At 45.0% G+C, this 26,093-nt stretch carries 27 protein-coding genes; 7 read left to right on the top strand and 20 right to left on the bottom strand.

Annotated features, from left to right (window positions below):
- Positions 1-20: 20 nt before the first annotated feature.
- Positions 21-944 carry a CPBP family intramembrane glutamic endopeptidase gene (locus H4K34_RS06840; RefSeq protein ID WP_210760079.1) on the bottom strand — a complete coding sequence of 308 codons (924 nt, stop codon included), beginning with the start codon at positions 942-944 and terminating at the stop codon, positions 21-23.
- A gap of 47 nt (positions 945-991) precedes the next feature.
- Here H4K34_RS06840 and dusB point away from each other — a divergent pair, with 47 nt between their 5' ends.
- Entirely contained in the window at positions 992-1,993 is a 1,002-nt protein-coding gene (dusB, locus tag H4K34_RS06835) for a tRNA dihydrouridine synthase DusB (protein WP_210760078.1), read from the top strand.
- Here the strand turns inward: dusB and H4K34_RS06830 are convergent.
- The 3 genes from H4K34_RS06830 to H4K34_RS06820 are packed head-to-tail and all read right to left on the bottom strand — an operon-like array spanning position 1,990 to position 3,850.
- Positions 1,990-3,195, bottom strand: coding sequence for an ABC transporter permease (locus H4K34_RS06830; protein WP_210760077.1), 1,206 nt, complete (start codon positions 3,193-3,195; stop codon positions 1,990-1,992). The genes dusB and H4K34_RS06830 overlap by 4 nt on opposite strands.
- A 2-nt stretch (positions 3,196-3,197) precedes the next feature.
- Complete coding sequence (locus H4K34_RS06825; RefSeq protein ID WP_210760076.1) at positions 3,198-3,557, bottom strand: ribosome-binding factor A; 360 nt, start codon at positions 3,555-3,557, stop codon at positions 3,198-3,200.
- 17 nt (positions 3,558-3,574) lie between these two features.
- On the bottom strand, positions 3,575-3,850 hold the full coding sequence (locus H4K34_RS06820; protein ID WP_210760075.1) for an acylphosphatase: 276 nt from the start codon (positions 3,848-3,850) through the stop codon (positions 3,575-3,577).
- Between the two features lie 114 nt (positions 3,851-3,964).
- Here H4K34_RS06820 and H4K34_RS06815 point away from each other — a divergent pair, with 114 nt between their 5' ends.
- Together H4K34_RS06815 and H4K34_RS06810 are read left to right on the top strand one after the other, a co-directional pair.
- On the top strand, positions 3,965-4,477 hold the full coding sequence (locus H4K34_RS06815) for a Dps family protein (RefSeq protein ID WP_210760074.1): 513 nt from the start codon (positions 3,965-3,967) through the stop codon (positions 4,475-4,477).
- Positions 4,478-4,485: 8 nt separating this feature from the next.
- Positions 4,486-4,851 carry a hypothetical protein gene (locus tag H4K34_RS06810; protein ID WP_210760073.1) on the top strand — a complete coding sequence of 122 codons (366 nt, stop codon included), beginning with the start codon at positions 4,486-4,488 and terminating at the stop codon, positions 4,849-4,851.
- Positions 4,852-4,895: 44 nt separating this feature from the next.
- Here the strand turns inward: H4K34_RS06810 and H4K34_RS06805 are convergent, their stop codons facing one another.
- The 6 genes from H4K34_RS06805 to H4K34_RS06780 form a co-directional block, all read right to left on the bottom strand.
- Entirely contained in the window at positions 4,896-6,308 is a 1,413-nt protein-coding gene (locus tag H4K34_RS06805; protein WP_210760072.1) for an aldehyde dehydrogenase family protein, read from the bottom strand.
- A 56-nt stretch (positions 6,309-6,364) separates the two neighbouring features.
- Positions 6,365-7,024: a hypothetical protein gene (locus H4K34_RS06800; RefSeq protein WP_210760071.1), complete on the bottom strand. Its 660-nt coding sequence runs from the start codon at positions 7,022-7,024 to the stop codon at positions 6,365-6,367.
- A 57-nt stretch (positions 7,025-7,081) separates the two neighbouring features.
- Complete coding sequence (locus tag H4K34_RS06795; protein WP_210760070.1) at positions 7,082-8,305, bottom strand: bifunctional alpha/beta hydrolase/OsmC family protein; 1,224 nt, start codon at positions 8,303-8,305, stop codon at positions 7,082-7,084.
- 46 nt (positions 8,306-8,351) lie between these two features.
- Positions 8,352-9,536 carry an NAD(P)/FAD-dependent oxidoreductase gene (locus H4K34_RS06790; RefSeq protein WP_210760069.1) on the bottom strand — a complete coding sequence of 395 codons (1,185 nt, stop codon included), beginning with the start codon at positions 9,534-9,536 and terminating at the stop codon, positions 8,352-8,354.
- A gap of 30 nt (positions 9,537-9,566) precedes the next feature.
- On the bottom strand, positions 9,567-9,926 hold the full coding sequence (locus tag H4K34_RS06785) for a cyclic nucleotide-binding domain-containing protein (RefSeq protein WP_210760068.1): 360 nt from the start codon (positions 9,924-9,926) through the stop codon (positions 9,567-9,569).
- A gap of 143 nt (positions 9,927-10,069) precedes the next feature.
- On the bottom strand, positions 10,070-10,768 hold the full coding sequence (locus H4K34_RS06780) for a Crp/Fnr family transcriptional regulator (protein ID WP_210760067.1): 699 nt from the start codon (positions 10,766-10,768) through the stop codon (positions 10,070-10,072).
- An 83-nt stretch (positions 10,769-10,851) separates the two neighbouring features.
- On the opposite strand from H4K34_RS06780, the gene H4K34_RS06775 reads away from it, so the two are divergent.
- Complete coding sequence (locus tag H4K34_RS06775) at positions 10,852-13,218, top strand: heavy metal translocating P-type ATPase (RefSeq protein ID WP_210760066.1); 2,367 nt, start codon at positions 10,852-10,854, stop codon at positions 13,216-13,218.
- On the opposite strand, the gene H4K34_RS06770 is transcribed toward H4K34_RS06775, so the two are convergent.
- Positions 13,210-13,749 (bottom strand): hypothetical protein, encoded by a 540-nt coding sequence (locus H4K34_RS06770; protein WP_210760065.1) that lies wholly within the window; start codon positions 13,747-13,749, stop codon positions 13,210-13,212. The two genes, H4K34_RS06775 and H4K34_RS06770, sit on opposite strands and share 9 nt — an antisense overlap.
- Position 13,750: 1 nt before the next feature.
- Between H4K34_RS06770 and H4K34_RS06765 the strand changes: the two genes are divergently transcribed.
- The 3 genes from H4K34_RS06765 to H4K34_RS06755 all read left to right on the top strand — a co-directional run bounded on the left by H4K34_RS06765 (position 13,751) and on the right by H4K34_RS06755 (position 15,991).
- On the top strand, positions 13,751-14,047 hold the full coding sequence (locus H4K34_RS06765) for a thioredoxin family protein (RefSeq protein WP_210760064.1): 297 nt from the start codon (positions 13,751-13,753) through the stop codon (positions 14,045-14,047).
- A 111-nt stretch (positions 14,048-14,158) separates the two neighbouring features.
- A complete protein-coding gene (locus H4K34_RS06760) occupies positions 14,159-14,701 on the top strand; it encodes a YceI family protein (protein ID WP_210760063.1) in 543 nt (180 codons plus the stop codon).
- 18 nt (positions 14,702-14,719) lie between these two features.
- Complete coding sequence (locus H4K34_RS06755) at positions 14,720-15,991, top strand: hypothetical protein (RefSeq protein WP_210760062.1); 1,272 nt, start codon at positions 14,720-14,722, stop codon at positions 15,989-15,991.
- A 51-nt stretch (positions 15,992-16,042) separates the two neighbouring features.
- Here the strand turns inward: H4K34_RS06755 and H4K34_RS06750 are convergent, their stop codons facing one another.
- From H4K34_RS06750 to H4K34_RS06710, 9 genes are all read right to left on the bottom strand, one after another.
- Positions 16,043-16,486, bottom strand: coding sequence for an acyl-CoA thioesterase (locus tag H4K34_RS06750; RefSeq protein WP_210760061.1), 444 nt, complete (start codon positions 16,484-16,486; stop codon positions 16,043-16,045).
- A gap of 16 nt (positions 16,487-16,502) precedes the next feature.
- Positions 16,503-17,450: an alpha/beta fold hydrolase gene (locus tag H4K34_RS06745; protein WP_210760060.1), complete on the bottom strand. Its 948-nt coding sequence runs from the start codon at positions 17,448-17,450 to the stop codon at positions 16,503-16,505.
- A 2-nt stretch (positions 17,451-17,452) separates the two neighbouring features.
- Positions 17,453-19,024, bottom strand: a complete 1,572-nt coding sequence (locus H4K34_RS06740; protein ID WP_210760059.1) for a hypothetical protein — start codon at positions 19,022-19,024, stop codon at positions 17,453-17,455.
- Between the two features lie 54 nt (positions 19,025-19,078).
- Positions 19,079-19,597 (bottom strand): hypothetical protein, encoded by a 519-nt coding sequence (locus H4K34_RS06735; RefSeq protein ID WP_210760058.1) that lies wholly within the window; start codon positions 19,595-19,597, stop codon positions 19,079-19,081.
- Positions 19,598-19,728: 131 nt separating this feature from the next.
- Positions 19,729-21,165 (bottom strand): hypothetical protein, encoded by a 1,437-nt coding sequence (locus tag H4K34_RS06730; RefSeq protein ID WP_210760057.1) that lies wholly within the window; start codon positions 21,163-21,165, stop codon positions 19,729-19,731.
- 29 nt (positions 21,166-21,194) lie between these two features.
- Positions 21,195-22,667: a class I adenylate-forming enzyme family protein gene (locus tag H4K34_RS06725; RefSeq protein ID WP_210760056.1), complete on the bottom strand. Its 1,473-nt coding sequence runs from the start codon at positions 22,665-22,667 to the stop codon at positions 21,195-21,197.
- Positions 22,664-24,148: a sodium:solute symporter family transporter gene (locus tag H4K34_RS06720; protein WP_210760055.1), complete on the bottom strand. Its 1,485-nt coding sequence runs from the start codon at positions 24,146-24,148 to the stop codon at positions 22,664-22,666. Before H4K34_RS06720 ends, H4K34_RS06725 begins: the two co-directional genes overlap by 4 nt.
- A 22-nt stretch (positions 24,149-24,170) precedes the next feature.
- Positions 24,171-25,130 (bottom strand): 3-oxoacyl-ACP synthase III family protein, encoded by a 960-nt coding sequence (locus H4K34_RS06715; RefSeq protein WP_210760054.1) that lies wholly within the window; start codon positions 25,128-25,130, stop codon positions 24,171-24,173.
- Positions 25,131-25,165: 35 nt separating this feature from the next.
- Complete coding sequence (locus tag H4K34_RS06710) at positions 25,166-25,900, bottom strand: beta-ketoacyl-ACP reductase (RefSeq protein ID WP_210760053.1); 735 nt, start codon at positions 25,898-25,900, stop codon at positions 25,166-25,168.
- Positions 25,901-26,093: the final 193 nt, after the last annotated feature.

The following is a 26,093-nucleotide window of genomic DNA, read 5'->3' as shown; positions in this document are numbered from 1 at the left end:
CCTTTCAGACCCTCGAAATCTTATTTAGAATCACTCCAATTGCGGGAGCCTCGGCTGAGGCGTTCAAAGAGTAGTACACTAAAGATGAGAACTGCGAGTAGGGTTCCCGTTTCCGCCCAATTAATAGCTTGGTTTTCAGATAGAGCTTCTCTGTAGTCGAAATCAAAGAAGTAAACCAATACCACTATACTGGCATTATTAAAGAAGTGTAAAATGGTAGAAGGCCAAATACTATTGGTCCATTCCCGCAGATAACCCAATAGCATTCCTAATACAAAAATGGATAAGAAGGCCAGGTATTGCTGGTGTAATGCTGAAAAGGCAAAGCTGGTGATAAGTATCGCGATATGCGGATTTAATTTGCGACGCAGCAAGGGTTGTAAAACCCCGCGGAATAAACTCTCTTCTGCAATGGCCGGCAAAACTGCCATCACCATTAATACATGAAGGAAATCGCCAAAGCCCTTCATGTTTAAAACATTCGAATAGGTGCCCAGCATTACCTCCTGCATATCTTTCATATTGGCAGTGAATGATTCGGGCCAGGGGAAGGCGGTACTTATGCGATAGAGTAAATCGCTTAAGGCCGACATACTATAAGCCATCAATACCAAGCTGGCAACAATAAGCCAGGCCGGTGCAGGGAAGGTTTCGGAACCTATAAATCGTTTGGGCTGAAGATCGAAAAGGTAGGCAGCCACCAAGGCCGGAATGAAATAGCTGCCAATAGTATTGATGCTTTGCACCAATTTAAAGACTTCTCTACCGGCTCCTTTGTCCAGATTTTGGAAGATGCTCAATACATCTTCTGGACTGATACCAAAGGTGGCACTGGCAATAAAAACCCCCAGGGTGGTGAAAAATAGCATCCCTACAAAAACCAATCCTACTAAAAGGAGCAGTTGCGAATACAATGGTTCTTGGGCAAATCGGCCTTTCAGCATGATGGCAGCATCTTTTGTACTTTTGCAAAGTTCTAAAAATCCCGCTTGTGGTTAAAATTGGAGCGGTTGAAGTAGGAGATTTTCCTCTCTTGCTGGCGCCGATGGAAGATGTGAGTGATCCGCCCTTTAGAGCTTTGTGTAAAAAGCATGGAGCGGACGTGATGTTTACGGAGTTTATTTCCTCCGAAGGACTGATTCGTGATGCAGGAAAAAGCGTTCAAAAACTCGATTTCTTCGAGTACGAACGTCCCTTAGGGATTCAGATTTTTGGAAATGAAATTAGCTCCATGCGCGAAGCAGCGGCTATTTCGGCAGCCGCAAATCCGGATATCGTAGACATTAATTATGGCTGTCCCGTTAAAAATGTAGCGGGAAAGGGAGCCGGAGCGGGCATTCTGCGCGACATCCCTAAAATGGTGGAAATGACCGCCGAAATTGTGAAAGCCGTAGATAAGCCGGTAACGGTAAAAACTCGCTTGGGCTGGGATGAAGAATCCAAGCATATTGTTGAGGTGGCCGAGCGCTTGCAGGATGTAGGTATTCAAGCTATTTCCATTCACGGTCGTACACGGAAGCAGATGTATAAAGGCAGTGCCGATTGGTCACTGATTGCGGATGTGAAAAACAATCCCCGCATGAAAATTCCGGTTTTTGGCAATGGTGATGTGGACAGTCCACAGAAAGCTCTGGAAATGAAAAATACCTATGGGGTTGATGGCCTAATGATTGGCCGGGCTTCTATTGGCTATCCCTGGATTTTCAGAGAGATCAAACACTATTTAAATACCGGTGAAATGCTGGCTCCTCCTAGTTTAGAGGAAAGAGTGCAAGCTTGTCGTACGCATTTCGAAATGGCCCTAGATTGGAAAGGAACCCAACTGGGGATTAATGAAACCCGCCGCCATTACACCAATTACTTTAAGGGCATTTCCCACTTTAAGGAATACCGCACCAAATTGGTGACCTCCAATGAGCCCGAAGAAATTTTGGATACCCTCAATGAAATTTTGGAGCGCTTTGCGGATATGGAAATGGCCTATCCTTATTAGGAGCGCAGGAGCTTGAGGTTTAAGCGTCGGGCACTGAGCCAGGAGCTTAAAAAGCCTAAAACAAAGATGGTGGCAGTGGCTAGGAGTACATCCTGAAATTGCAGCGCTACCGGATAAGCATCTACGATATAGCCTTCACCCACGGAAATCCATTGGAAATGTTCCTGACCAAATACAATCAGGCTACCTAAGAAAATTCCGGTAAGACCCCCGCTGAAGGTGATGATCAATCCTAATTGCAATATTACTTTTCGTAAACTCTTTATTGGGGTTCCCATCGACCAAAGGGTGAAAAGGTTGGCGCGCTTTTCAAACATGATCATGGTTAAGCTACCGGCAATGGTAAAGGTGGCAATGGTGAGGATAAGAGCGAAGATCAAAAAGGTGAATAGCCCTTCGGTACGCATCACTTTTAAAAAACCAGCTTGCAGCTCATCACGAGTCAACACCTTGAATTCCGGGCCTAATTCGCTTTGTAATTTTTCTTGAGCCCCGAAGAGATTTGCATCAGGCTTAAGCGCAATTTCCACCCCACTTAGCATGCCGGGCCGCTCCAATAGCTTTTGGCAAAAATCCAGAGGGCAAAGAATAAACTGCTCATCAAATTCAGGCTGGATGGAATAGATTCCCAAGGGATAAATGCGCTCGGAGCGAAAGCTCTCGGTGCTAACCTGACCAATATCGCGAGGGATGAAAATATTAACCGGCTCCTGGAAATCAGAACGGCTAAAGCCTAAATAATAGGCTACTCCGGCACCAATAACTCCGGTGGGGACTGACTCATCTTGATTAAGCGGATAGGAGCCAAAAGGAACATAGTCCTCAATAGCATTTACTTTGGAATACTGATGGTCTACTCCTTTAAGACTGGCGATATAATCTTTATCCCGAAAATTAAAAAGGGCCTTTTCTTCCATCACTCGCGAATACTGAGCAATGAAATCCTGGGCATCTAAGACCTTGGTAGCCTCTGCTTCGGTAAAGAATTTCCCTTCGGCGGGAAGCACTTTTAAATCGGGGTCAAAATCTTGATAAAAACCTCTCACCAGATTTTCCAATCCGTTGAAGGCTGATAAAACAATGATTAAAGCCGCGCTGCCCACTAAAATTCCGCTAAGCGAAATAGCGGTGATAATATTAACGGCATTACTACTGCTTTTGGCAAAGAAGTAGCGCCAGGCTATGTAGCGGCTAAAGTTCAATACTATTTAATAGGGCTGTCGCCACCTTCCTTTAAAATGCGGTCGATTTCCGCTTCGGCATCCACCGATTCGTCGAGGTAGAAATAGAAATCAGGCACCTTGCGCAAGCTGCCTTTCATTTTGCGAACCAGGCGATCTTTAATAAGGCTGCCGTGTTCCTTGATCCAGTCTAAAACCAAGGCCTTATCCTTAACTGGAAAGAGGCTGATGTTTACTCGGCCAATAGAAAGGTCGGGGCTAATACGCACCCGGGTTACGGTAAATACGATACCACGAAATTGGTTCTGTGCGATTTCGCGAAATATTTCTGCCAGGTCCTTTTGAACTTGACGCTCCAATCTATCCAGTCTGCTTGCATCCATGCGGCAAAATTACGAATCTAGAAGGTATCGATAATGCTAAAGCCCTCAAGTTCCTGAGGATTCGTTTCTTCCGCAGCTACACTGCCTACCATAGAACCGGGGGAACCCGTCCACAGCCATTTCTTAAACTGCTCCAAAGTATCGGAGTCCCCCATCGCTAAAATATCTACCGAGCCATCCAATCGATTGGCTACCCAGCCCTTAAGTTTCAATTCTTCGGCTTTAGCCTGGGTGTATTTGCGGAAATATACACCTTGAACAGTGCCTCGGACTTTGATTTTTTGGCTTTTCATTTAAATGCTTTCTTTAGTAGGATAAGGGTAAATAATTTAAAATCTGAAAATTACCTGAACAAATTGATTGTTCAATGGTTCTAATAGTATAAACAAAAACGAATAAGTAAAATTATGAGCTTACAAGAGCTAGATCTAAAAACAGAACATCGAAATGTGAAACTCGAAACCGGACTTTCCGAAAATGGAAGGGCGGGAATTGTGGAGCACTTGAACGAAATTCTGGCAGATCATTATCTCCTGATGCTCAAGACCCATAATTACCACTGGAACGTTAAAGGTCCGCTTTTCAAAAGCATGCACGACCTTACCGAAGCCCAATATGAAGATTTGTTTGCGGCTATCGATGAAATTGCCGAACGCATACGGGCCCTGGGTTTTGATGCGCCAGGTAGCTTTAAAACCTATAGCCAGATTAGTAAAATAGAAGAGGCCAAAAGCGGAATTTCAGCATTGGAAATGGCCGCAGACTTATTGAGTTCTCACGAGAATTTGATCCGAAATATGCGGGATGCCTTAGCTAAGGCCGATCAAGAAAGTGATGAAGTTACAGTAGACCTTATGACCGAGCGCTTAAGCGTGCACGAGAAAGCGGCTTGGATGTGGAGAAGCTTTATCGAACAATAGAAAGAGCTATGGAATTGAAGAGCGCGAATACCGATCCTTATTCTACTTGGCAGCAAAGTAAAAACCAATTAGCCGAAGAGGGTTTTGATAAACCTCTGCAAATTTTAAATCCGCAAAGGGCTAAGGGCCCGGATGGTCGATTGTATGATCCTGCGCATCTAGAAATTTGGAAAGTACATCAGTTTCTGGAAAAGGATTCCTACCTCAGTCCTGCCAATGGCAAAATGGTTCCTAAATATCTTTTAGCCTTGCAGGGTAGTGATGACCGACGTTATTATCTGGAGTATTATTTTAAAGATCCTTATCAGGATACGGTACTCGAGTTTCTAGCGAATATTGATGGCAATCATCCCAATTCGCATTTCACGATTTAATATTTCAAAAGGCGATTCAATTTCTTGGATCGCCTTTTTTTAGTTTAAGACATCAGCCACTTTACCAGCTTATATGCGAAAGCACTGTAGGGTGGATATTTCTGTTTAAGGTCGAACCAAGTGCCAGACTTCATTAATGATTTATGATGCGAAAAAGTATCGAAGCCATATTTACCATGGTAATGACCATATCCGCTTTGGCCAATTCCGCCGAAAGGCAAACGAGGATTAGCCAGATGCACGATGGTATTGTTTATGGCCCCTCCGCCGAAAGGCAATTGCTTCCAATAATTTTGAATTTCCCGATCCTTAGTGAAGAGATAGAAGGCCAATGGATTAGGATTTCGCTCGATAATTTCCAGGGCTTCTTCTTTGAAATCGTAAGCCAAAATGGGAAGAATGGGTCCAAAGATTTCCTCAGTCATTAGCGGGCTGTCCAACTTAGGCTCCAGGATTAAGGCTGGCGCTATTTTCAGATTTTCAGGATCTTGTTCGCCCCCAAAATAGAGTTCCCCCTGCTCTAAATAGCTCACTTGCTTTTTAAAATGTTGCTCATGGATGATAGCCGTATAATCCGGACTCTTGAGGGCGCCTTGAGGGTAAAACTCTTTTAAGCAAGCTTTCATTTCCTCCAGGAAGTTATCCAGCACATCGCGCTGCACCAGAATATAATCCGGCGCTACACAGGTTTGGCCGGCATTAAGCCATTTGCCAAAAGCAATACGATGGGCCGCTACTTTTAGGTTCGCGCTGCGGTCGATCACCACCGGGCTTTTGCCCCCTAGCTCTAGGGTACAAGGACTAAGTTTGGTGGCCGCTAATTCCGCAATTTTACGCCCCACTCCAGTGCTGCCGGTAAAAAAGATGTGATCAAAACGATGCTGCTCTAAAAGGGGTGGGATTACTTCATGACCCGGGCCTTGTACCACCGTAACTAATTCCTGATCAAAGTTTTCTGTGAGTAATTGGCAGATAAGATTAGCGCTATGCGGACATTGCTCAGGGGGTTTTACAAAAACGGTATTTCCGGCTGCCAGGGCTGCGGCCATTGGTGCCAGGAGAAGCATTGCCGGATAGTTCCAGGGGCCAATGATCAAACAAATGCCTTTGGGTTGTGGAATGCTGTAAGATCGAGAGGGCCAGGTACTCAGTGGGCTGGGCATGCGCTTGGGACGAGCCCAGGATTTTAAATTTTTAAGTAGAAGATTAATCTCCTCATGCAAAAAACCAATTTCGGAAGCATAGGCTTCAAATGCGGGTTTGCCGAAATCCTTGGCCAGAGCCTCCAGGAGTTCATCTTCATAGTCCTTTAAGAGAGACTTTAGTTTTTTGAGTTGACTGCGACGAAAGTGTAGTTCGTAGGTTTTACCCATACGAAAGAAGTCCTTTTGATCTTGGAAGATTTTCTGCAGATCCTTGGAGCTAAGGTCGGAGCGGTAAAGGGGGACTTGAGACATAGCTTTTAGCATTGCTTAAATGTAGCAAAGACAAATTCAATCTCAAGCGTATAAGCCTACTTGCTGCTTCTCTTTTTATTTTTCTTTTTGATTTTGAAGAGCTCGTTAAAGCGAGGGTAGACGTAGTAATTGCTCTCTTTGTCTGAGGCCTTGGGGCGGATGATTTTGAAATCCCTTTTTAATTCAGGCTTTTCGCCATTAAGGCAAACTATATAAATTTTAAGTCCCTGATCTTTCTTTTGCGCTCTGCTCACCAAGATTTCCATTTGAGCATTGCGATCTGGAGCAGTTTCGGCGCAAATGGTGAGTTTATCCTTGCTAAATACTCCACAAGCTTGAAGAAGGAATTGGGTAGCCTCTTCCCAGAGATCGCTGGCAATACCGAATTTCCACTTTTTCTCCTTTTCCATCTGCCCAAAAAGACTTTGCACTCCAGGCCTTACTTCAAAAGCATCTTCATCATCCAGGTAATTTTTCTTTACCGCTTTTTTGAAGGCTTTTTGGTAGGCAGCAAGATTTTCCTCGCTGAGTTCTTTCTTAATTTCCTTTTGGAAGATGTGATTTAGGAGAGCCTGAAAGTTTCGGATTTCAGGAGCAGGGTCAGATTCCATGCTAATGCCCTCTCTTTCGCTAATTAATTGAAAGAGAAGCTTTCGCAGATTGGTTTCCGAATAACGAATTACCGTATCCAGGCTAAAAATTGTAAGTCGAGTCATGCTCCATTTTCGCGGAGCACAAAATTAAAAAATTATTAAGCGGGTATTAAGCAAAAGTTAAGAGGGCTCCAATTTTTTTGTTTCAATGCTCATTCCCGCTTCTAAATTGCGATGCACCGGACAGCGATTGGCGATTTGCAAGAGGCGTTCCTCTTGCTTTTCATCCAAGTCACCTATAAATTCAATCCGGCGCGTAAACTTCCCTAATTTGGGTTTTTGATTTTCGCATTCCAGCGCATCTTGCTTATAATCGGCATCAAAGGCGATATGCACTCGCGCTTCTTCCAATGGCCAGCCTTTGCGATCGGCATACATTCGTAGAGTCATTACGGTGCAGGCCGCTAAAGCTGTGGCTAAGTATTCATAAGGATTGGGGCCGCGGTTTTGCCCGCCTAAGTCTTCCGGCTCATCGGCCAAAAGCAAGAAGTCCCCTGCTTTAATTTGACTGACAAAGGGTTCGCGGTCGATTTGCGCTAAAACCAGGCTGTCGGATTTTAGAGGAGGGGGAGATTTTTGACTATTTAAATAGCGCTCAGACCAAGAGGCAATTAGTTCGCCAACATAACGGGAGTCTGCTTCATCGCTTAGCAGATGATCAGCCCCATCTAAAGAAACAAAGCTTTTGGGGTGATGGGCCGCTTTATATATTTCTCGGGCATTTTCAATTCCCACAATTCGGTCCTGAGGGGAATGTAAGACCAATAAAGCTCGGTTTCGCCAGGTACTGAGCTTTTCACTGATGCTATAGGCTCCCAGATCTTGGATAAACTGTCGCTTAATGGTAAGAGGCCTTCCACTAATCGATACTTTGGCTTCACCAGTTCCCTTAATTTCCTCTAGCTTTTCTTCGAAGAGATGCTGCACGTGGTGGGCTTCGGAGGGAGCGCCAATCGTAACAACAGCTTTAACGCTAGGTATTTTTTGGGCGGCCATTAATACGGCAGCTCCACCTAAGGAATGGCCAATTAAAATTTCCGGAGCACAGTTTCGGGATTTTAGGTATTCGGCCGCAGCCAGTAAATCCTCCAGATTGGAGCTAAAATTGGTATCGCGAAATTCTCCTTCTGACTGACCTAAGCCGGTGAAGTCGAAACGCAGGGTATTGATCCCATGTTGACCTAGGGCCAGTGATAAATTCCGAATCGCTTTTAGGTCTTTTCCACAGGTAAAGCAATGGGCAAAGAGAGCGGTAGGGCCATGTATAAAGCCCGGGGCGCGATCCAGTATACCGGCTAGTTCATGGCCTTCGGGACTGCTAAAGCGAATTTTTTCGGTGTGCATGGCGGGAGAATTATTCCTTTAAAATAACAGTTCTCCCCCTGATTGTTCAGACCCATTTTAAGAAATCGCGGATCATGCGATCTTCAGCATAGCGAGTTAAGGGCGACCAAGAGGCCAGGCTCATCACCGGATTTAATATCCAGGTATGCTTTAGGCTTTTTTGTAGTCGATAGGTATGCTTAATCTCACTACGGTAATAGCGATACATATGATCGTGATAGGCCTGAAAATTAAAGTTCTTCTGGGCAAAGGCTTTTTCGATATGCTCAGAGGCGATGCGGGCACTCATCATTCCAGGGCCAATACCTTTACCGGTAAAGGCTTCAATCATTCCTCCGGCATCACCAATAAGGGCATAGCCGTCTCCGCCAATCTTACGTTTGGGGGTCATAATGGGTAGTCCCCAACCTTTGGTTTTTTCCAGAGCCACCGCCCCTTCAAAACGTGGCGCGATATGCGGGTTTCTTTGAATTATTTCTTCGAAGCTCTTTTTTAGGTTTATCTTTTTGGCTGCAATGCTGGTGCTTAACATTCCCAGTCCCACATTCGCCTCATTATTGCTCAGCGGGAATGCCCAGAAATAGCCAGGTAATAGATGGGGATCAAAGAAAAACTCGAGGTGATTTCCAGGGTCAAAGCCTTGGAGGTCTTTATAGTAAATGCGAATGGCCGCCAGGAGGTGATCTTTTTCTCTAAAATGTTCCAGACCTAAATAGCGTGTAACTACTGGCTTTTCCCCTTCGGCGCCAATGATAATTTTGCAACGGATTTTTTCTTCTTCTCCTTGGCGATGCACTAGGGCATCAAAGCCTTCATCCAATCTTTGCAGGCCTTTTAATTCCGTTTCTGGCCAAAATTCACCGCTACCTCCTGCTGGTAATTCTCGAATGAGAAAATCATCGAGGTCCATGCGGCGCGAAGTAAAAAATGGCGCCACCGGAAAGCCCGCCTCTTTAAAGTCGTAGCGCAGTTCTTGTCCTTTGGGGCCGTGAAAACAAAAGCCCCAGGAAGGAAGCATTTCTGACTCCTGACTGAATTTTTCCAATAAGCTCGGATCAATTCTTTTCAGAACATTGAGAACATCTACAGTAATGCCATCCCCGCAAATTTTATCGCGAGGGAATTGGCTTTTATCGATCAAGAGGTGATCGATATTTAATTTATGGAGGAAATGGGAAAGTGTGCTTCCTGCAGGACCAGCCCCTACAATGCACACATCAACCTGATGCATAGCCTTGGGAATAGGGGGCTAAAGATACTATTACAAGTAGATTCTTTCGGAAGGAAGAAGCAGATTCCGATAGCTGCGCAGGCAATTCAGTACCATGCGGTTCATATAGCGGTTAAACTCATGGTGTTCCCGCATATTATTATAGCAACGGCGATCAATAAAAATGCAGTCCAGTTTGCGCCCGCGATTGATGATGTCAAAGGGCACACTGTCTTCTTCAATAAAGGAATCCAAGCCAGCCATAGCGCCAGGGCTTAGGATTATGGATCGTTTATTAGGGATGATAATTTCGGCTTCGCCATTTAGAACCCAGTAGAATCCTAAAGCAGGGTCGCCTTTTTTAAACAAAATTTCTCCCGGACCAGAAAAGGGAATATAACTGCTTTGCATGGCAATTTCTTCCACAATAAACGGGGATGCCTCAAAAGGCAAGATCTCACGTATTTTCTTTGGGATGTTTAAAAAGTCCACGGCTAGTATTCTTGTTGACGAAAATACTGCCTGTTGAAAATTGGGTCTATGATTTTTATCAGTTATTCAAAAACTGATGCCATGGCGCGTAATGCTGATCGGTCTTCGAGGCCAATACGCTTGCCTTTGGAGCGGATATAACCTTCTTTACGTAATTCTGAAATTAGTCGAATTACCGATTCGGTTGCGGTGCCCACCATATTGGCAATCTCCTCACGAGTGAGATTAATGTCGATATATCCTTCCTCATCTTCACCGAAAGTGGTGTTCAAAATCAGGAGGATTTCTGCTAAACGTTCCTTCACGTTTTTTTGAGCCAGGCTGGTGATCATTTTACCAGCTTCACCCAATTCGTGGCAAGAAAGCTTTAAGAGGTTTAAGGAAAACTTGGGATTATCCTCAATTACTTTAAAGAAGGAAGATTTAGGAATATAGCAAGCGAAGGTATCTTCGAGCGCAGTGGCAGAAGCACTGATAGGTTCATCACTTAATATGCTTCGGTAACCAATTAAATCCCCACGAGTAACGAAACGAATAATTTGCTCTTTACCCTCGGTACCTAAAGTGTAGAGTTTAATCTTACCCTTGTGTATGCAATACACTCCTTGAGGACGGGCCCCTTCGTGCATGATAACCTGACCTTTACGGAAGCTTACACAAGTTTTTAATTGACTGATTTCCTCCAGCCCTTCCCGGCTCATACCGTGAAAGGCACTGTCGGGATGTTGAGCGCAGAATTGACAATGGTTAGGAGTTTCCAATCGAGGGAGTTTTTGAGGTTTGGTCTATCAAAGATATGATAAATGTCATAGTCAACCAAGGTGAATCACGGCACCTTTGCTCTATGTCCAAAGAAGCCCAAATCCTTACGGAGTGCAGTCATTGCCATCAACCGCTCTTAGAGCGAATTGAAGGTAGAGACCCTTCTAAAGTCTACTGTTGCTATGGTTGCAAGGTGGTAGATGAATTGATGGATTTGGATGCTTCATTGATAGATCACAGTGCGATTGATGCCGGCCCCTGGCGTTATTTGGATGAGGCTAGTATTAGGGCTAAGCTCTGCAAATTCGAAGATGAGCAGCAAGCACGGATCGCGATTCACTTACCCGCCATTCATTGTTCTTCATGCATTTATTTATTGGAGAACCTAGCCGCTATTGAAAAGGGGATCCTCTCGGTACAGGTGCATTTCTCTAAGAAGGAAGCCGATATTCGTTTTCGGAAGGATCTGATTCAACTCTCTGAGATTGCCGCGATCTTAGATCATATCGGCTATAAGCCAGATTTTAAAACGCATCTCGGCGAAAGCCGGAAAGGCCGCAATAAGCTTTTAATGCAATTAGGAGTAGCGGGTTTCTTTTTCGGGAATACCATGCTTTTAGCCTTACCGGAGTATTTGGATGGCAGCTTGCAATACGATCCTGAACTGCAAAGTTTCTTCCGTTATTTAATGATGGCCTTTAGCCTGCCGGTGGTGCTGTTTTCGGCAAAGGACTATTTCAGTACCGCTTGGAAATCGCTGCGCGCCGGAGCTTTAAGTATAGATCTTCCCATTGCTTTGGGCATTGTGGTTTTATTTAGTCGCAGTGCCTATGAGGTGATTGCTCAAGTGGGTTCGGGCTATTTTGATAGTCTCACGGCTTTGGTATTTTTCCTCTTAATTGGAAAATGGTATCAGGCGAAAACCTATCGCAATTTTAGTTTCGATCGCGATTTACGTTCCTTCCTTCCCTTAGCAGCAAATCGTTTGATGGAGGATGGATCCGAAAAGCCAGTGGGCATTGATGAGCTGGAAGAAGGCGATCGAATTCGGATTCGTCAAGGTGAAGTTTTACCTGCCGATAGTATAGTTTTGGATCAGGATTCGCGCTGGGATTACAGCTATTTAAGTGGAGAGAGTTTGCCGGTGCAAAAAGAGGCCGGTGCCAAAATATACGCTGGTGCCCGTCTTTTGGGAAAATCTACCCTGCTCGAAGTGCAAAGCAGCGTTGATCATTCCTATCTCAGCTCCTTATGGTCTCAAGATGCTTTTAAGGAAGAAGCCAGCACTAAAAAGTCGCGCACCTTAAGTGATAGAGTAAGTCAGTATTTCACCCCTGCCATTTTGATTGTGGCCTTAGTTTCGGGTTTGATTTGGTGGCAGATCGATTCTGCCAAAGCAGTTTTAGTCTTTACTTCGGTATTGATAGTAGCCTGTCCTTGTGCCTTGGCCTTGGCCGAACCTTTTACCGCGGGTAGCATGATGCGTTGGTTTGGACGTTTCGGTTTCTTTCTAAAGAATAATACCGTGCTGCAAAGGCTTCCGGAACTGAATCAGGTGGTTTTCGATAAAACCGGAACCCTCACCCGTACCGACAGTATTGAGGTGCAGTGGCATGGCGATCAGCTTTTATTTGAAGATCAATGGGCGGTGGCTACCATTGCCTTAAATGCTCAACACCCTTTAGCCAAAGTGCTATTGGGGCATTTGCAAATTGAGGAGGCCGATGCTAGTCAGGTTTTACAATTTGAAGAAGCCAGTGGCGAAGGCGTTGGCGCTCGGGTGCGAGCCTCCTATTACCGTTTGGGAAAAGCCTCCTTCTTAGGCTTAAGTGATGAAGCGAATACCACTGCGGTTTATCTGGAAAAGGACGCCAAGGTTTTGGGCTATTTCAGCTTTTACCAGCAAACCCGTGATGCTTTAGATCAAATTGCCGCCGACCTCAGTGATAAGTATAGCCTTAGCCTTTTAAGTGGTGATAATGCCGCCGAAGAAAGGCGCTTCCGCCAGATATTAGGTTCAAAGGTGGATTTGCAGTTTAATTGTAGTCCACATCAAAAATTAGAATACCTGCAAGCTTTGCAAAGCAAGGGACAAAAGGTATTAATGCTGGGCGATGGATTAAATGATGCCGGTGCTTTGCAGCAGAGTGAAGTGGGGATTAGCCTTTGTGAAAAGGATATTAGCTTTTTCCCGGCCAGCGATGCCTTATTAATGGCCGATGCCTTTCCGAAGCTGCATCGATTTTTAGCGCTTTCGCGGATGTATAAGCCTATTGTATATCGGGCCTTTGCCTTGTCGCTCTTGTATAATCTTGTGGGCTTGTCTGTGGCGGTGGCCGGTTATTTAAGTCCGGTATTTGCTGCGATATTAATGCCTATATCCTCGGTTACGGTGGTGGTTTACAGCTCCCTCTACACGGCTTGGAAGGCACGCAAGGTCTTAGCTTAGTCCGGCAAAAAGCCTGCGAATTTGTTTAGCGATTCCTGGACTTAAGCCTTGAAAGTAAAAATCGTCATTATAGGCCTTCAATTCCAGTTTCAATTCGGGATAAGTCTCAGCGATTTTAAAAAGGGAGCGAATAGCATGAATGCGCGTGGCAGAGGCCATGGCTAAATTCTCCCAAAGTTTGAGGGCTGATTCATAAAATAGCCCTTCTTCCTCTTCATCCAATTTCAAGCGGTTGATGATTTTTACAATCTCGCGGAGATAGCCGTCTTTTTGAGGGCTGGATAAGATCTCAATTAAAACTTGTGCCGAAGGAAAAATAGCCTGCAGCTCTGTAGCAGGTAAATCGGCTAAAAGCCAGGCCGCTCGCCAATTGAGTTGCAGGTCATCACTAAGACAAATTTCCCTTAAGTATTGATGGTAAGCGGGATCAGCACTATACTTAAGCAGTTCTTCCTTACGGGGGCGGGCCCGAAGGATTTCGATGAAATGTTCTTTAGTTAAGGGCACAACCAAAGGTCGTAATTTTGCCAAGATGGAAACTTTGGAATTTTGGTATTTCTACCAGGATGATTGTGGAATTTGCCATGCGCTTTGGCCCAAGGTCGAGCAGCTTTTACAAAACAAATTCCCACATATTAAGGTGCAGCGATTAGACGCTCGTCAGCATCGAGAATTAGCCGGTCAGCATCGCATGTTGGCCGTTCCTGGACTCTTATTTTTTGTAGAAGGTCGTGAGCACTTCAGGGCCAATGGCTTAGTAACCATGTCCGAACTGGAGGCTAAATTAAGTCCGGCTTATGAGGCCTATTTTGGGGACTTGAATAACTGATATTTCTCAGCTTTTTAGCTGATGAAAATCATAGTGTAGCCAAACTTGCGGTGGCACCTTTGTGATGTAAATCACAATAAGATGAAACCTCTATTGCTTCTAATTCCGATAATGCTTCTTTCATTCAGCGTCGATAAGGAAGCCATTCGAATTTACAAGACCAATTCTGCCCAATCTACAATGAAGATTTTGGGCACCTCTACCCTCCATGATTGGGAGATGAAAGCGGATGACCTCCAGGGTACCGTGGATGCCGAGATAGCATCTGAATCTATCAACATCAAAGAGTTAAAGCTCACCGTTCAGGTGGAAGCCTTAAAAAGTGGCAAAGGCCCTATGGATGCCAATGCTTACAAAGCCTTGAAAAAGGATAAATACCCTAAAATTTTCTACGAGCTTATTTCTGTTTCTGAACAGAAAAAAGTGACCAACGGGCATTTTAAAATGCAAAGTCGCGGCAAATTAACCGTGGCCGGTAAAGAACGCATTGTAAATGTTCCTATCGATGTGAAACAAAAAGATCAAGGTCTCGAAATCAGCGGAGTAACCTCTTTTAACATGAGTAGCTTCGATGTGGAAGCCCCCAGCTTTATGATGGGTGCTGTTACCACCGGAGACAAGATCACCATTCAATTTACAATCAATTACAATTAAACTTAAAAATCCACAATTATGAAATCGCTAACCAAATTAGGTGCAGTTCTGAGCTTTGTGTTGGTATCAGTATCTGCCTTTGCTCAGTTCGATAATCGCGATATTCAACAATATCGATACCGCGACTTCCGGGGCATCAATCAGTTCGAAGCCTTAAATAGCGACATCGCCTATGACGGTTTCAAAGTACGCTTAGGTGGAGCTTTTGCCGTGCAAATGCAAGCTTTGAGCCATAGCACAGAATCAACTGTTGATACCCTTATCACCATCGGAAATAACTTCAACCTTCCTACCGCTAACTTAGATGTTGACGTTGCCTTAGCAGATGGTATGCGTATGCACTTACGTACTTACCTCTCTTCTCGTCGCCACCCCGAAAGTTGGGTAAAAGGTGGTTATATCCAAATCTCTAACCTGAACTGGTTGTCTCAGGATCTTTTAGAGAATGTGATGGATTTCACTACCATTAAAATTGGTATGATGGAGGTTAACTATGGCGACTATCACTTCCGCCGTACCGACAATGCCCGTGCTATCTACAACCCATTTGTGGGTAACATGATTATGGATGCCTTCAATACCGAGGCTGGTGCTGAGATTTACTTTACTCCTGGCGACTTCCTGGTAATGATCGGAGCAACCAACGGTAAACTCAATCAAAGTGTAGCTACCAACAACAAAAACACTCCTGTGTTCTTAGGTAAAGCGGGTTGGGATAAACAAATGAACGAAGATTTACGTATGCGTTTAACCGGATCTTTCTACACTACCGCTAATGGTAATACCAATTACATCTACTTTGGTGATCGTACTGGTAGCCGCTACTATTTGGTAATGGAAGATCAGGGTGCTAACCCTACCGATAATCCTCGCAGTGGTCGTTGGAATCCTACCTTCGTAAATCAGGTTACTTCTATCATGATTAACCCCTTTGTGAAATACAAAGGCTTGGAATTCTTCGGAGCCTATGAAACTGCCTCTGGTAAATTAAGCGCTGAAACTGAAACTCGTACCTATACTCAGATTTACGGTGAATTGGTTTACCGCTTTGGCGCCGATGAAAAATTCTATGCTGGTGCACGTTACAATACTGTAACCGGTCCTCAGGCTTTTAGCACTGATGATATCAATATCACTCGTTTCGCAGTGGCCGCCGGTTGGTTTATGACTCCTAATGTGATGATGAAAGCAGAGTATGTAAATCAGTCCTACAGTGACTTTGATCCCACCAGTATTTATCACAACGGAAATTTTAATGGTGCGGTTCTCGAAGCAACCATTAGTTTCTAATACATAGCATTTTTGGCTATCCTGAAAGGCGGTCTCTATGAGGCCGCCTTTTTATATTTCTGAAAATTGATAGCTCATTAAAAGCTGTCGCCGATCTTCACTAAAGGGTACTGCCTTGCTGCCGATGTTTTCTATTTGAACGATCACCGTATTGGCTCTGGCTACACATTGTTGATCTTGAAATAAAGCCTGATGCAAGTGTATAGAGCTGCGACCAAGCTTAGAGATTCCGGTTGCAATATGAACCTGTCCTGGCCAATATAATTGCTGCATAAAATCCAATTGCAGGGAAGCAATAACAAAACTAAAAGGGGAGCTGTCTTTTATTAGATCCAGATGTTGCAGTAACTCTACTCTACCGGTTTCTAAGAAAGTCGAAAAAAGGGCATTGTTAATATGTCCTTGTCGATCTGTGTCCGCGTAGCGAAGCTTATCTGTGCTTAATAAGGGAAACTCACCCAAAGGGATGTCCCACTCTCGAGCTGGTTTAATCATGGTTTAGGTTTGGGCCTTAAGGGGCTAAAAATTCTAATACGGATTGATTAAAACGTTCGAAGGCCTCAAATTGTACAAAGTGCCCCGCTTTTTCGAGCATGATCAATTGACTATCGGGAATTTTTTCATCGCCGATCTTGGCAATATCATTGGTGCTGCCCCCGGTTAAAAAGCGGTTAGGGATTAGCATATCATCTTTGCCAAATACAATTAGGGTCTTTTGTTGAATCTGCTCCAGGTAATCATAAACGGGGCGATCTACCATGGCCTTAATGCTTTGGGCAACGATATAGGCATAACCAGGAAAATCTTCGGCACTGCGCATGGCAATCCGATCTTCAACCATAAACTCGGCATCTTCGGGCATGGCATAAAAGTTAATGGCGAAGTTTTCGCGAATCTGGCGGGGCTTGGCCAAAAGGGTAAGGGAAGGAGTAGCCACACTGCGGAACCAATCTTTTTGCCCGGGATGAAAAGGCTCGAAACCGGCCGGGGCCACTAAAATTAGTTTTTGAATGCGCTCCGGATATTTCAAAGCGGCAACCATGCTGATTTGCCCACCCATGGAATGACCGCCTAAATGGAAGCTCTTCAGCTTTAAGCTATCTGCAAATTCCATCAAGCTTTCGGCATAAAACTCCAGGCTACCAGTCCAAGGGCCTTTGCTGGATTTACCATAACCGGGCAAATCAATAGCAATTACTCGATATTTTTCGGCCAGCGCCGGAATGTTGTTTTTCCAGGCTGGTGAATAGCTGCCCAGTCCGTGGATGAGTATAATGGTTTCGGCGCCTTGGCCTTGCTCCATATAGGCCATGCGAGGGCCGGAGCTCAATTCCTGAAACTTAACGGGAAAAGGATAGCGCAGATCCTCAACCATGCTTTTCATGGGACTCAGTTTTTGGTAGGGGCTGCACTGTAAAAGCAAGAGCATGCCGCTTAAAAATAGAATGGCTTTTCTCATGATTAGAACATTAACCATTTGTAAGTCAGGAATACAGTCCAGGGATTATCTGGTCGACTGCTGGAATTGGCGTTTACGGCCGGACTATCGTAAAAGTCACCTAACCATAATTTGGCGGCATGTAATTCCAATTGCATATACACCTGGGGTTGCCAACTGATACGTCCGTTTAATTCTACGCCCAATTGATTGCCGCCTCCCTGAGGATTTACATTGCTGAAGGCTGCGGCCGTTCCTGCTTTAATATTGAGTTTATTGTCGATAATATCGTGGTACACATTAAAGGTTCCGCCCATCAGGCCATAGCCTAAATTGGAAACATCATTAACCGCAGAAACGAAACGGTTTACCACATTGCCGTGGGGGAATAGGATATAGGCACCATGGCTAATCCATACCGAAACCGGGCTGCCCCAGTTATTGCCGGTAAGCACACCACTGTAGCGATTGTCGCTAATTCCATTGGCATCACCACTGGTATACAAAACATCCAATTCTACACGGCTGCCACTGGTTTTACCATAACGGTAACCGGTTTTGCTATTGAAGGTATAGCCGCCAATGCTGCTAATCTGACCATAGTTTTCGCCCGTGGTTAGGGTGTCAACCGTTCCGAAATTGTAATTCAAAAAGCCCGTGGCCATCCAACGGTCTTCGATATAGTCAGGGTTATGGGTATAGAAAGAACCCAGCCAGAAAACATCTGCCTGATAAGGATTTTGCCCTAAAGGGAAACGGTAAGAGCCATTGTAATTGCTCAAGGTGCTATTCAGGCCCTGACCTAAAATACTGGGACCCCCTTGACCCGAAGCTCGGTCGCGAACATAGTTTATGGAAGCACCTAGGCTCCAGCTGCGGCTGATATCGCGATCGTAAAGTGCTTCGAACATATTTACATCATCATCAGTCTGAATGAGGTTTTCGTAGAACTGCCAGGCACCAAATTTCATACGCTCGTAATCGCCATTGTAGCGAACACTGATTCCGGTGGCATCTGTGCCCCAAAACATCAGGCGATAGCCGGTATTGGTGAGTTTGCCAAAGAGCGTGCGATAAGGGTTGTTGGGATTATCATACATCCTTTGCAAACCGATATTGATACTCCAGTTTTTATAGGGGATTAATTCCAATTCTACGTTTTGGGTTTGCAGGTTTACCTGATCTCCGGCAACGGCGCCCCCAAAGTTTCCGCCTGAACCGTAGGAGGCGTCCCCCCAGGTAAAGTCGATTTCGAAAGAGGCACGTAAAATGGCTCGACCATTAAATAATTTGGGTTGGTAAATGAAAAAGGGCAATAGCCTTTGTTCCACATAATAGGTGGTGGCAGTATCAGTACTGCGGGTAGTGTTTTGACCATAGAGCCGACCAAATACCTGGCCGCGTAAGAAATCGTTGGTAGGGTAGTAGTTAGCGCTTACCGCCTGACTAAACCAATAAGCCAGAAATTGAAACTCACGCTCGCTTTCCTCCGGAACTTCCTGATCAAATACTCGAATGCCATTGGTCTCCTGAGCTTGCAAAAGGGTTTGCATAGATAAGCTCAGCACGAGACCCCAAAGTAATGGGTGCTTCATATGTTCTTAAAAATAAGAAAGGCGAGCTTTCGCCCGCCTTTAAACTCCTAATGATTACTGTATGCGAACGTAATTCTGGATATTCAAAGTTCCCAGAGGGGTGCCTCCGGAGGCTGATGAGCCGAAGCCGGTAGCTGGGGTTGGAGGAGTGGCACCAATATCAGGATCGGTTTGTACGATCTCATATTGCATGGTGTTTCCTTCTACTTTAAAAATACCTTCGCTGGTTAATACTGCGGGTGCAGTTTGATTAACCTCGATGGACCAAATGTCGGTTACATTGCTTTCGGTCTGAGTGTAGGTTCCGCTTAAAGTCAATTTAGCGCCATTGGTATCATACTGTTCTACACTGTAAGTGAGGTCTGTGGCAAATTCAATGTAAATAGAGTCGGTTCCAAACAAAGCCGATAAAAGAGGGGCTACATTGTCTCCAGAGGAATACCATTTACCCTGGATGCCTACTGGGTTATTCGTACCTGAGTTGTTGTCTTGTGGGTCCTCGTCCTCAGAGCAGGAGCTTAAGCTCACTACAAAGGCAAGAGAAAGAACGGACCATAAACGGATTGCTTTCATGCTGATGCGCTAGTTTATTTGATTTGCATCTAATTTACAGGCTCTCAAAGACTCCCTGTCCTTAGCTTAAGATAAGGTTAACCTTGACTTTAAGCTTCATTTTAAATTAAAAGTGTTTAAATGACAGTAAATCAGTTTGTAATGATGCTTTGGTTTAGGGTGGACTTAATTTCATCGATTACTTTTGGTGCAATTGGACGCAATTCTTTAAGTAGTTCTTTTAGTCGGCGTTCCTTGCGCTGGTCTATTATTAGCTCGCTTAATACCGCTGTCATTTGCGCTTTGGTTTCTTCGGCACTGAGGCCTTCCTCAACATATCGGCTCATAGAAATATACCAACTAAGGGTGGGTAGGTAGGAAGCACGTTTTTGGTTTTCGAAGTCTTTCTTTTCTATCTGATACCTCCGGCTGAGGTAGAGCAATCGACTGTATTTCTCTTCAATCATTAAAGCGCGGAAATGCGCAATGAAGAAGAGATGCCAGCGGCTGCTCAGTATTTCGCGATTATAAGCGCTCAAATAGTTTTCAGCAAAATTGATGGCATCTTTACTACGGCCTACATCACTCATACATTTAATGTAAAAGGCAATAAAGCCCAGCTTGATGTGTGGGTTGGGATTTTGTCGTAGTTCAGGGAAGGACTCGCGCAGTAATTGCAGGGCCGCCTCAGTTTTACCTTGTCGCAGCAGTACCGCGCTTAAATTGGTGAGGTAAAACAGATAGTCGCTATTCTTAAATTTTAAGGATAGGTAGCCGTATTGCTCCGCTTGATCCAAAGTTTGGTAGCGCGATAAGAAAAGCACCTTATTGGCGTAAAAATTACTGAGGATACGACGGGAGTAAAACTGCCCTTTGGCCAAAGCCTGATCCATGAAATCATAAAGCTTCTCCAGTTCTTCCTGATTCCCGCGATTAAGGTAAATGAAGAGTAAACGTACAAAGGCTGCATAGCGATTCATGCCATCCAGATTTTCATCGTATACCCATTCTTTCAAGGATAATTCCCAGTTCTCAAGATCTTGATCACGATGGCGATACTGACCAATAATATCATTGGTAGCTTCCTGCATTTTTTGGAAAATGCTGCGTGAACGTCGATAAGCTTTCTGATGACTGCGCAAATAAGCACTTACCGGTTTGTCCGTTTTCTCGCGTAAGCGAATCAAAAGGAAGTCCTCATAATGTTGGATGAGGTCATAGATCTTTCTAAAGTGATAATGTCGCGGATCGCTATTGCGAATTAATTGCTGGATTTCCTTTTCGGTATCGGCATCTACTTCATCCAGCATCACCTTTAGCTCCAGGCTATTGATGCGTTTTAACTGCAAGTCGACATTGGCCTGATCCAAGCGTTCCTGCATCCACTTTTTTAGATTGCTGTACTTGCGTTTATCAATGTCGAGCGGAAAGTCTTTAGGCTTTTGCCGATGCTGCAGATTGTAGAGCAAGGTTTCCATAATCCGCTGGTTTTCCTCGATTTGAAAGTTCTGAGATTTTTCGAGGAAATACAGTTCATGCGGATAGAGGGCATGGGAGAAGCGGTAAAAATGCTCCAAGGGTTTTCTCATGCATCTAAGGTAGCAAGATTTACCTTCCTTTAGTCCTGCTGGAAGCGACTATGCAGAGCATGTCGATCTATTTTTCCGGCGGTGTTTTTAGGTAATTCATCCAGGAAAACGAAATGCTTGGGGATCTTAAATCGGGCCATGCCTTTTTCGCAATAGGCGCGTAAATCCGCTTCATTCAAAATGGCATTGCTACTGATGAAAGCACAGCCTACTTCGCCCCATTTAGAATCGGGTACGCCTACAACTACATTTTCTAAAATATCGGGATGCAGACTTAAAAAATGTTCAATCTCAGAAGGGTAAATATTCTCCCCACCGGAGATGTACATATTCTTTAGGCGATCTACCAAATAGAGGTAACCTTCCTCATCACGAATTAAAACATCACCAGTTTTAAACCAATCACCTTTGCGGCTGGAGGCGGTGGCATCGGGATTATTCCAATAGCCTGGACTAACACAGGGGCTTTTTAACCAAAGCTCTCCTTTCTCGCCCGTGCTAGCTTCTGTGCCTGCCTCGCTAATGAGCTTCCAGTCGTAATAGAAATTAACGAAACCAATACTACCTCGTTTGCGAATGGCGTCTTCGGCATTTAGGGAAGTTACATTGGGGCCAACTTCGGTAAGTCCATAACCTTGACGAATAGGGACCCCTTTAGCGGCCCATTTTTCAATTAAAGGGATGGCCAGGGCTTCGCCGCCCACGATAAAGTAGCGCAAGGCAGCTAAATCAGCGGCCTCAAAATTAGGTGCCTCACTAAGCATTCGCACCATGGTAGGCACCGCCATAAAAAGGCTAATGGATTCTTCTGCCAAGGCCCTTAAGCATTCTTCTGGTTCGAATTTGGGCATTAATATGAGGCTGGCGCCGAAATGCAATAGGGGAGTGCTGAGTACATTCCAGCCACCGGTATGGAAAGGAGGCATAATTTGTAAGCAGCGATCATTAGCATTTACTTCTAGGCGCAGGGCGGTATTGAGGCTATTCCAAATCGCCATCTCATGGGTATAGAGCGCTCCTTTCGGGAAACCGGTAGTGCCGCTGGTATAGAGGATAAAAAGAGGGTCCTGGCCTTCGGGCTTAGGGCAAGACAATTCATTCATTTCTACCTTGCTGGCTTCCTCCGCAAAACTTTCTAAACTATCGATTGGAACCGGACAATTAGGATCCGGGGTGAATTGGGATTCCATTAGCAAAAGCTTGCAACCCGAATCCTGAGTCATATACTGCAATTCGCGGGCGCTTAAGCGATAATTGAGCGGAACCAGAATGATGCCTGTTTTTTGAGCTACCCCCAGAAGGATGAAGTATTCTAAACGAAATTCACTCAGTACTCCCAGGCGATCGCCTTTTTGAAAGCCACGATCTAAAAGATATTGCGACCACTGTATAGCTTGGCGATTAAGCTCGCGGTAGCTTAGGGCGCGCTTAGTATTCCATTCTTTGATGGCAATTTTTTCGGGGCTGTAGAGGGCCCATTTTTGAAACCAATCGAGGCTCATATCGCCGATCTTTTTTGGGTAAAATGTAAAATTAAGCCACTAAGGCTGGCAATAATAATAGCATAGCTGGCGGCTACAGCCGGATTGCGCACTTCCTCCTGCATATAGGGTCCAAGGCGCAAGTAATAAGTTCCAAAGTGAGTAACAATGGCAAGGATGGCAGCGGTAGTTGCCGGTACCTTCCCGAAATTGCGGATAAACAAGCCAAAGGCAATGGGAACAAAGGCCGCGGCAAAAAAGGCGTAAACCCCGTTCTGAGCCAGTAAGGCTACACTTAAATTGGGATTCACGATCTGCTGCCAAGACCATATCGCACTCACTACCGCCAAGAAAATGATGATGATGCGATTGAGTTTTAGCTTCTGACTTTCACTGAGGGCCTTCTTAGTCTCGGGGAAGAAATAGCTCTGTACAATCTCACGATTAATGGTGGTGGAAAGAGCCTGGATTAAGCCTTCCAAAGTGGAGAGTCCTGCTGAGATTAAGCCCAGGATCACGATTAAACCTAACCACACCGGGAATTCCTGGACCACATAAACAGAAACCATTTGGTCGGGGGAAAGGATACTTCCATTTACTTGCAGATCCGGGAATTCGAGGCGGGCGTAAAGTCCGGTTAATACCACCATAAAGAAGATGATCTCTACCACTACGGCGGTAATTAGGTATTTGGATAAAGCGCGGTCGTCTTTAAGCAATAAGGACTTCGTAATAATATGGGGTTGAAAAATGATGGCAATGCCAATTAGGATTTGGCAAATTATGATTTCAAAATAATCCCGAAACAGGGGGCTTTCTGGATAAGGGACCTGCGCCAATTTAGGGTCAATGTTCTCTAGCTTCTTTAAAAAGCCCGAAAGCCCTTCGCTAAAATGCTCATGACCGGAACCCAGCAAAAGAAAAGCCACAACCAGCATAAGCAGTGCCTGGATGGTATTGGTGTAAACCATGGAATTGGCGCCGCCAAACATCATGTAGCCAAAAACCACCGCAATAAGGATAAGCATAGCGGTTTGAGCTTCGATGTTTAAACTGCTGCTGATTACCTGACTTAAGCCCACTACAATCAATACGATGAAGGTGAGCATCAATAAAGAAAGAAAGGCAAAGAGCTTACCCAGGAAAGGGCTTTGGTATTGATTTTCCAGCCAATGGGATAAACTCAATGACTGTTGCTTTACGCCCATCTGCCGAAAGGCTTTGCTTACTAAAACAAGGGTGCCCAGTGCGGCGATAGGTAGCACAATGGCATAGGCTATAAATGCGCTAACACCATAATAGCCAATGATACCCGGGTTAATAATAAAGGTAGCGGCGGAGGTCATGGAGGCGGCTAAAGCCAAGCCCACCGACCAAGGTGAGAAGCCTTTGCTGCCCAAGGCATAATCGCTGAGGCTCTTTGTTTTTCGGGCCCCACGAATAGCCAGAATGATGCTAAGCAGAGCCAAGGCACCTAAGGCCAAGCCCGCGTAAACACTCATATTTGCTCCCCCACTTTCCATATTAGTAGCGCATTAATGCACCGGCAAAGGCTAAGCCGCCACCGGATCCAATTAGGAGGATGGGGTCGCCACGCTTAATTAGGTTTTGCTCTACCGCCATATTTAGGGCCATAGGGATGGCTGCTGATCCGGTATAACCGAATTTATGCATAATGGTAATCGCCCGATCATGCGGTAATTCCAGAATATCGAGCATGCCCCGAATGGAATTGATATTGATCTGGGTCATGAAAAACATGCGCACCTCCGATACGGAAATGCCCGCTCTTTTACATAATTCCTGGGCAATGCTACTCCACATTTGAGGGTTTAGCTCGCTGGGGAAGCGCTTCACGAATTTCAAGTATTGATCATTGTTGGCTACGATCTCCGCACTTACGGGTTCCTTGGTGGCGCCACTGTAAATTCCCATCCAATCGTAATACTGACCTTGGGTGGTTTGCAAGGCGGCGAGCATATCAGAATTGCCAGGTTCCTTGGCACTGAGGATTACCGCTCCCGCGCCATCGGCAAAGAGAGTAACGGTTTTCTTGTCCTGCAAATTGAGGTATTTACTCATGCCGTAGCAGCCAATTACCATGGCATTGCGGTATTGCTCATCCGACTTTAGGTATTTGCTGGCCGTATCTAGGGCACTTACAAATCCCGCGCAGGCGGTGTTTACATCAAAGGTGGCGCAGTTCTCCAAACCTAAACGGTGCTGAATAACACTGGCGGTAGAAGGCGAAATGAATTCGGGTGTATCGGTGGCGATAATCAGAAGCTGAACCTCAGTATTACTTAAACCAGCGCGATCCATCGCTTGTTGTGCGGCAGCCAAACAGAGGGAGGCCACTCCTTGATCCGCATCCAACCATCGCCTTTCGTAGATCTCTACATTTTCACGTAGCCAGGTATCTACATCCTCACCTAATATTTCATTGAAATAGGAATTGGGCACCACGCGCTCAGGTACAGCCATTCCCGTTGATTTTATCTGAACTGCTCTCATAAATTCTATAGGGTTACGCCACCATCAACACTAATGCAGGTGCCTGTAATGAAGGCTGCATCGTCGGAAGCCAAGAAGGCGTAGGTTTTCGCGATATCTTCGGGTTGACCCAATCTTTTTAATGGGGCCTTGTCTTTCATCATGTCCAATACTTTCTCGGGCATGGTTTTAACCATATCGGTAGCGATAAATCCCGGAGCTACAGCATTGGCGGTAACTCCATATTTGCCTAGTTCTTTAGCAAAGGTTTTAGTCATGCCAATTACGCCGGCTTTAGTAGCAACATAATTGCTCTGTCCGAAGTTACCGTAAAGTCCTACAACCGAGGAGGTGCTAATAATACGACCTGATTCCTGGGCTTTAAAATGCGGTGCAAATGCACGGGTGCAATTAAAAACCCCGGTTAGGTTTACCTGGAGAACGGCCTGCCATTGCTCATCGGTCATTTTCAGCAAGGTTGCATCGCGGGTAATGCCGGCATTATTGATGAGGATATCTACTTTGCCAAAATCCTGAATTACTTTTTCGGCGGCTTCGTTTACGGAAGCACTTTCAGCAGTGTTTACGGAATAAAAACGCAGTTGACTTTCTCCTTCACTTTTAAGGAGATATTGAACCTGATCTGAGTTAAGGTCCCAGATGGCCACTTTAGCGCCTTGGTTTAAAAATTCCTTTACGGCAGCTAAGCCAATACCACTGCCGCCTCCGGTGATTACGGCTACTTTATCTTGTAAACGCATTTTAATTTTTCTACTAAGTAAGGGAGAAGGCGGGCCTTGGCTAATTAAATGCCCCGGTTTAAGGGGGTTGACTTTAGTAGTGTCAGAGTGACATCATTATTTAAAGTGATTGAAAAAGAGATTTTTAGTGTAGATTTACTTCGATCGGACTTTGATGTTTGCTAGCTTTTTAATTTCGAGCCAGGTTCGGCAG

Source organism: Croceimicrobium hydrocarbonivorans, assembly GCF_014524565.1.
Taxonomy (GTDB): domain Bacteria; phylum Bacteroidota; class Bacteroidia; order Flavobacteriales; family Schleiferiaceae; genus Croceimicrobium; species Croceimicrobium hydrocarbonivorans.
This window is presented reverse-complemented; position numbering and strand designations above follow the sequence as displayed.

Coding starts and splice junctions, on each gene's coding strand:
- H4K34_RS06840 (WP_210760079.1), bottom strand. CDS start 944: ATGCTGAAAGGCCGATTTGCCCAAGAACCATTGTATTCGCAACTGCTC.
- H4K34_RS06825 (WP_210760076.1), bottom strand. CDS start 3,557: ATGGATGCAAGCAGACTGGATAGATTGGAGCGTCAAGTTCAAAAGGAC.
- H4K34_RS06820 (WP_210760075.1), bottom strand. CDS start 3,850: ATGAAAAGCCAAAAAATCAAAGTCCGAGGCACTGTTCAAGGTGTATAT.
- H4K34_RS06815 (WP_210760074.1), top strand. CDS start 3,965: ATGAGCTTACAAGAGCTAGATCTAAAAACAGAACATCGAAATGTGAAA.
- H4K34_RS06810 (WP_210760073.1), top strand. CDS start 4,486: ATGGAATTGAAGAGCGCGAATACCGATCCTTATTCTACTTGGCAGCAA.
- H4K34_RS06805 (WP_210760072.1), bottom strand. CDS start 6,308: ATGTCTCAAGTCCCCCTTTACCGCTCCGACCTTAGCTCCAAGGATCTG.
- H4K34_RS06800 (WP_210760071.1), bottom strand. CDS start 7,024: ATGACTCGACTTACAATTTTTAGCCTGGATACGGTAATTCGTTATTCG.
- H4K34_RS06795 (WP_210760070.1), bottom strand. CDS start 8,305: ATGCACACCGAAAAAATTCGCTTTAGCAGTCCCGAAGGCCATGAACTA.
- H4K34_RS06790 (WP_210760069.1), bottom strand. CDS start 9,536: ATGCATCAGGTTGATGTGTGCATTGTAGGGGCTGGTCCTGCAGGAAGC.
- H4K34_RS06785 (WP_210760068.1), bottom strand. CDS start 9,926: ATGCAAAGCAGTTATATTCCCTTTTCTGGTCCGGGAGAAATTTTGTTT.
- H4K34_RS06775 (WP_210760066.1), top strand. CDS start 10,852: ATGTCCAAAGAAGCCCAAATCCTTACGGAGTGCAGTCATTGCCATCAA.
- H4K34_RS06765 (WP_210760064.1), top strand. CDS start 13,751: ATGGAAACTTTGGAATTTTGGTATTTCTACCAGGATGATTGTGGAATT.
- H4K34_RS06760 (WP_210760063.1), top strand. CDS start 14,159: ATGCTTCTTTCATTCAGCGTCGATAAGGAAGCCATTCGAATTTACAAG.
- H4K34_RS06755 (WP_210760062.1), top strand. CDS start 14,720: ATGAAATCGCTAACCAAATTAGGTGCAGTTCTGAGCTTTGTGTTGGTA.
- H4K34_RS06750 (WP_210760061.1), bottom strand. CDS start 16,486: ATGATTAAACCAGCTCGAGAGTGGGACATCCCTTTGGGTGAGTTTCCC.
- H4K34_RS06745 (WP_210760060.1), bottom strand. CDS start 17,450: ATGAGAAAAGCCATTCTATTTTTAAGCGGCATGCTCTTGCTTTTACAG.
- H4K34_RS06740 (WP_210760059.1), bottom strand. CDS start 19,024: ATGAAGCACCCATTACTTTGGGGTCTCGTGCTGAGCTTATCTATGCAA.
- H4K34_RS06735 (WP_210760058.1), bottom strand. CDS start 19,597: ATGAAAGCAATCCGTTTATGGTCCGTTCTTTCTCTTGCCTTTGTAGTG.
- H4K34_RS06730 (WP_210760057.1), bottom strand. CDS start 21,165: ATGAGAAAACCCTTGGAGCATTTTTACCGCTTCTCCCATGCCCTCTAT.
- H4K34_RS06725 (WP_210760056.1), bottom strand. CDS start 22,667: ATGAGCCTCGATTGGTTTCAAAAATGGGCCCTCTACAGCCCCGAAAAA.
- H4K34_RS06720 (WP_210760055.1), bottom strand. CDS start 24,148: ATGAGTGTTTACGCGGGCTTGGCCTTAGGTGCCTTGGCTCTGCTTAGC.
- H4K34_RS06715 (WP_210760054.1), bottom strand. CDS start 25,130: ATGGCTGTACCTGAGCGCGTGGTGCCCAATTCCTATTTCAATGAAATA.
- H4K34_RS06710 (WP_210760053.1), bottom strand. CDS start 25,900: ATGCGTTTACAAGATAAAGTAGCCGTAATCACCGGAGGCGGCAGTGGT.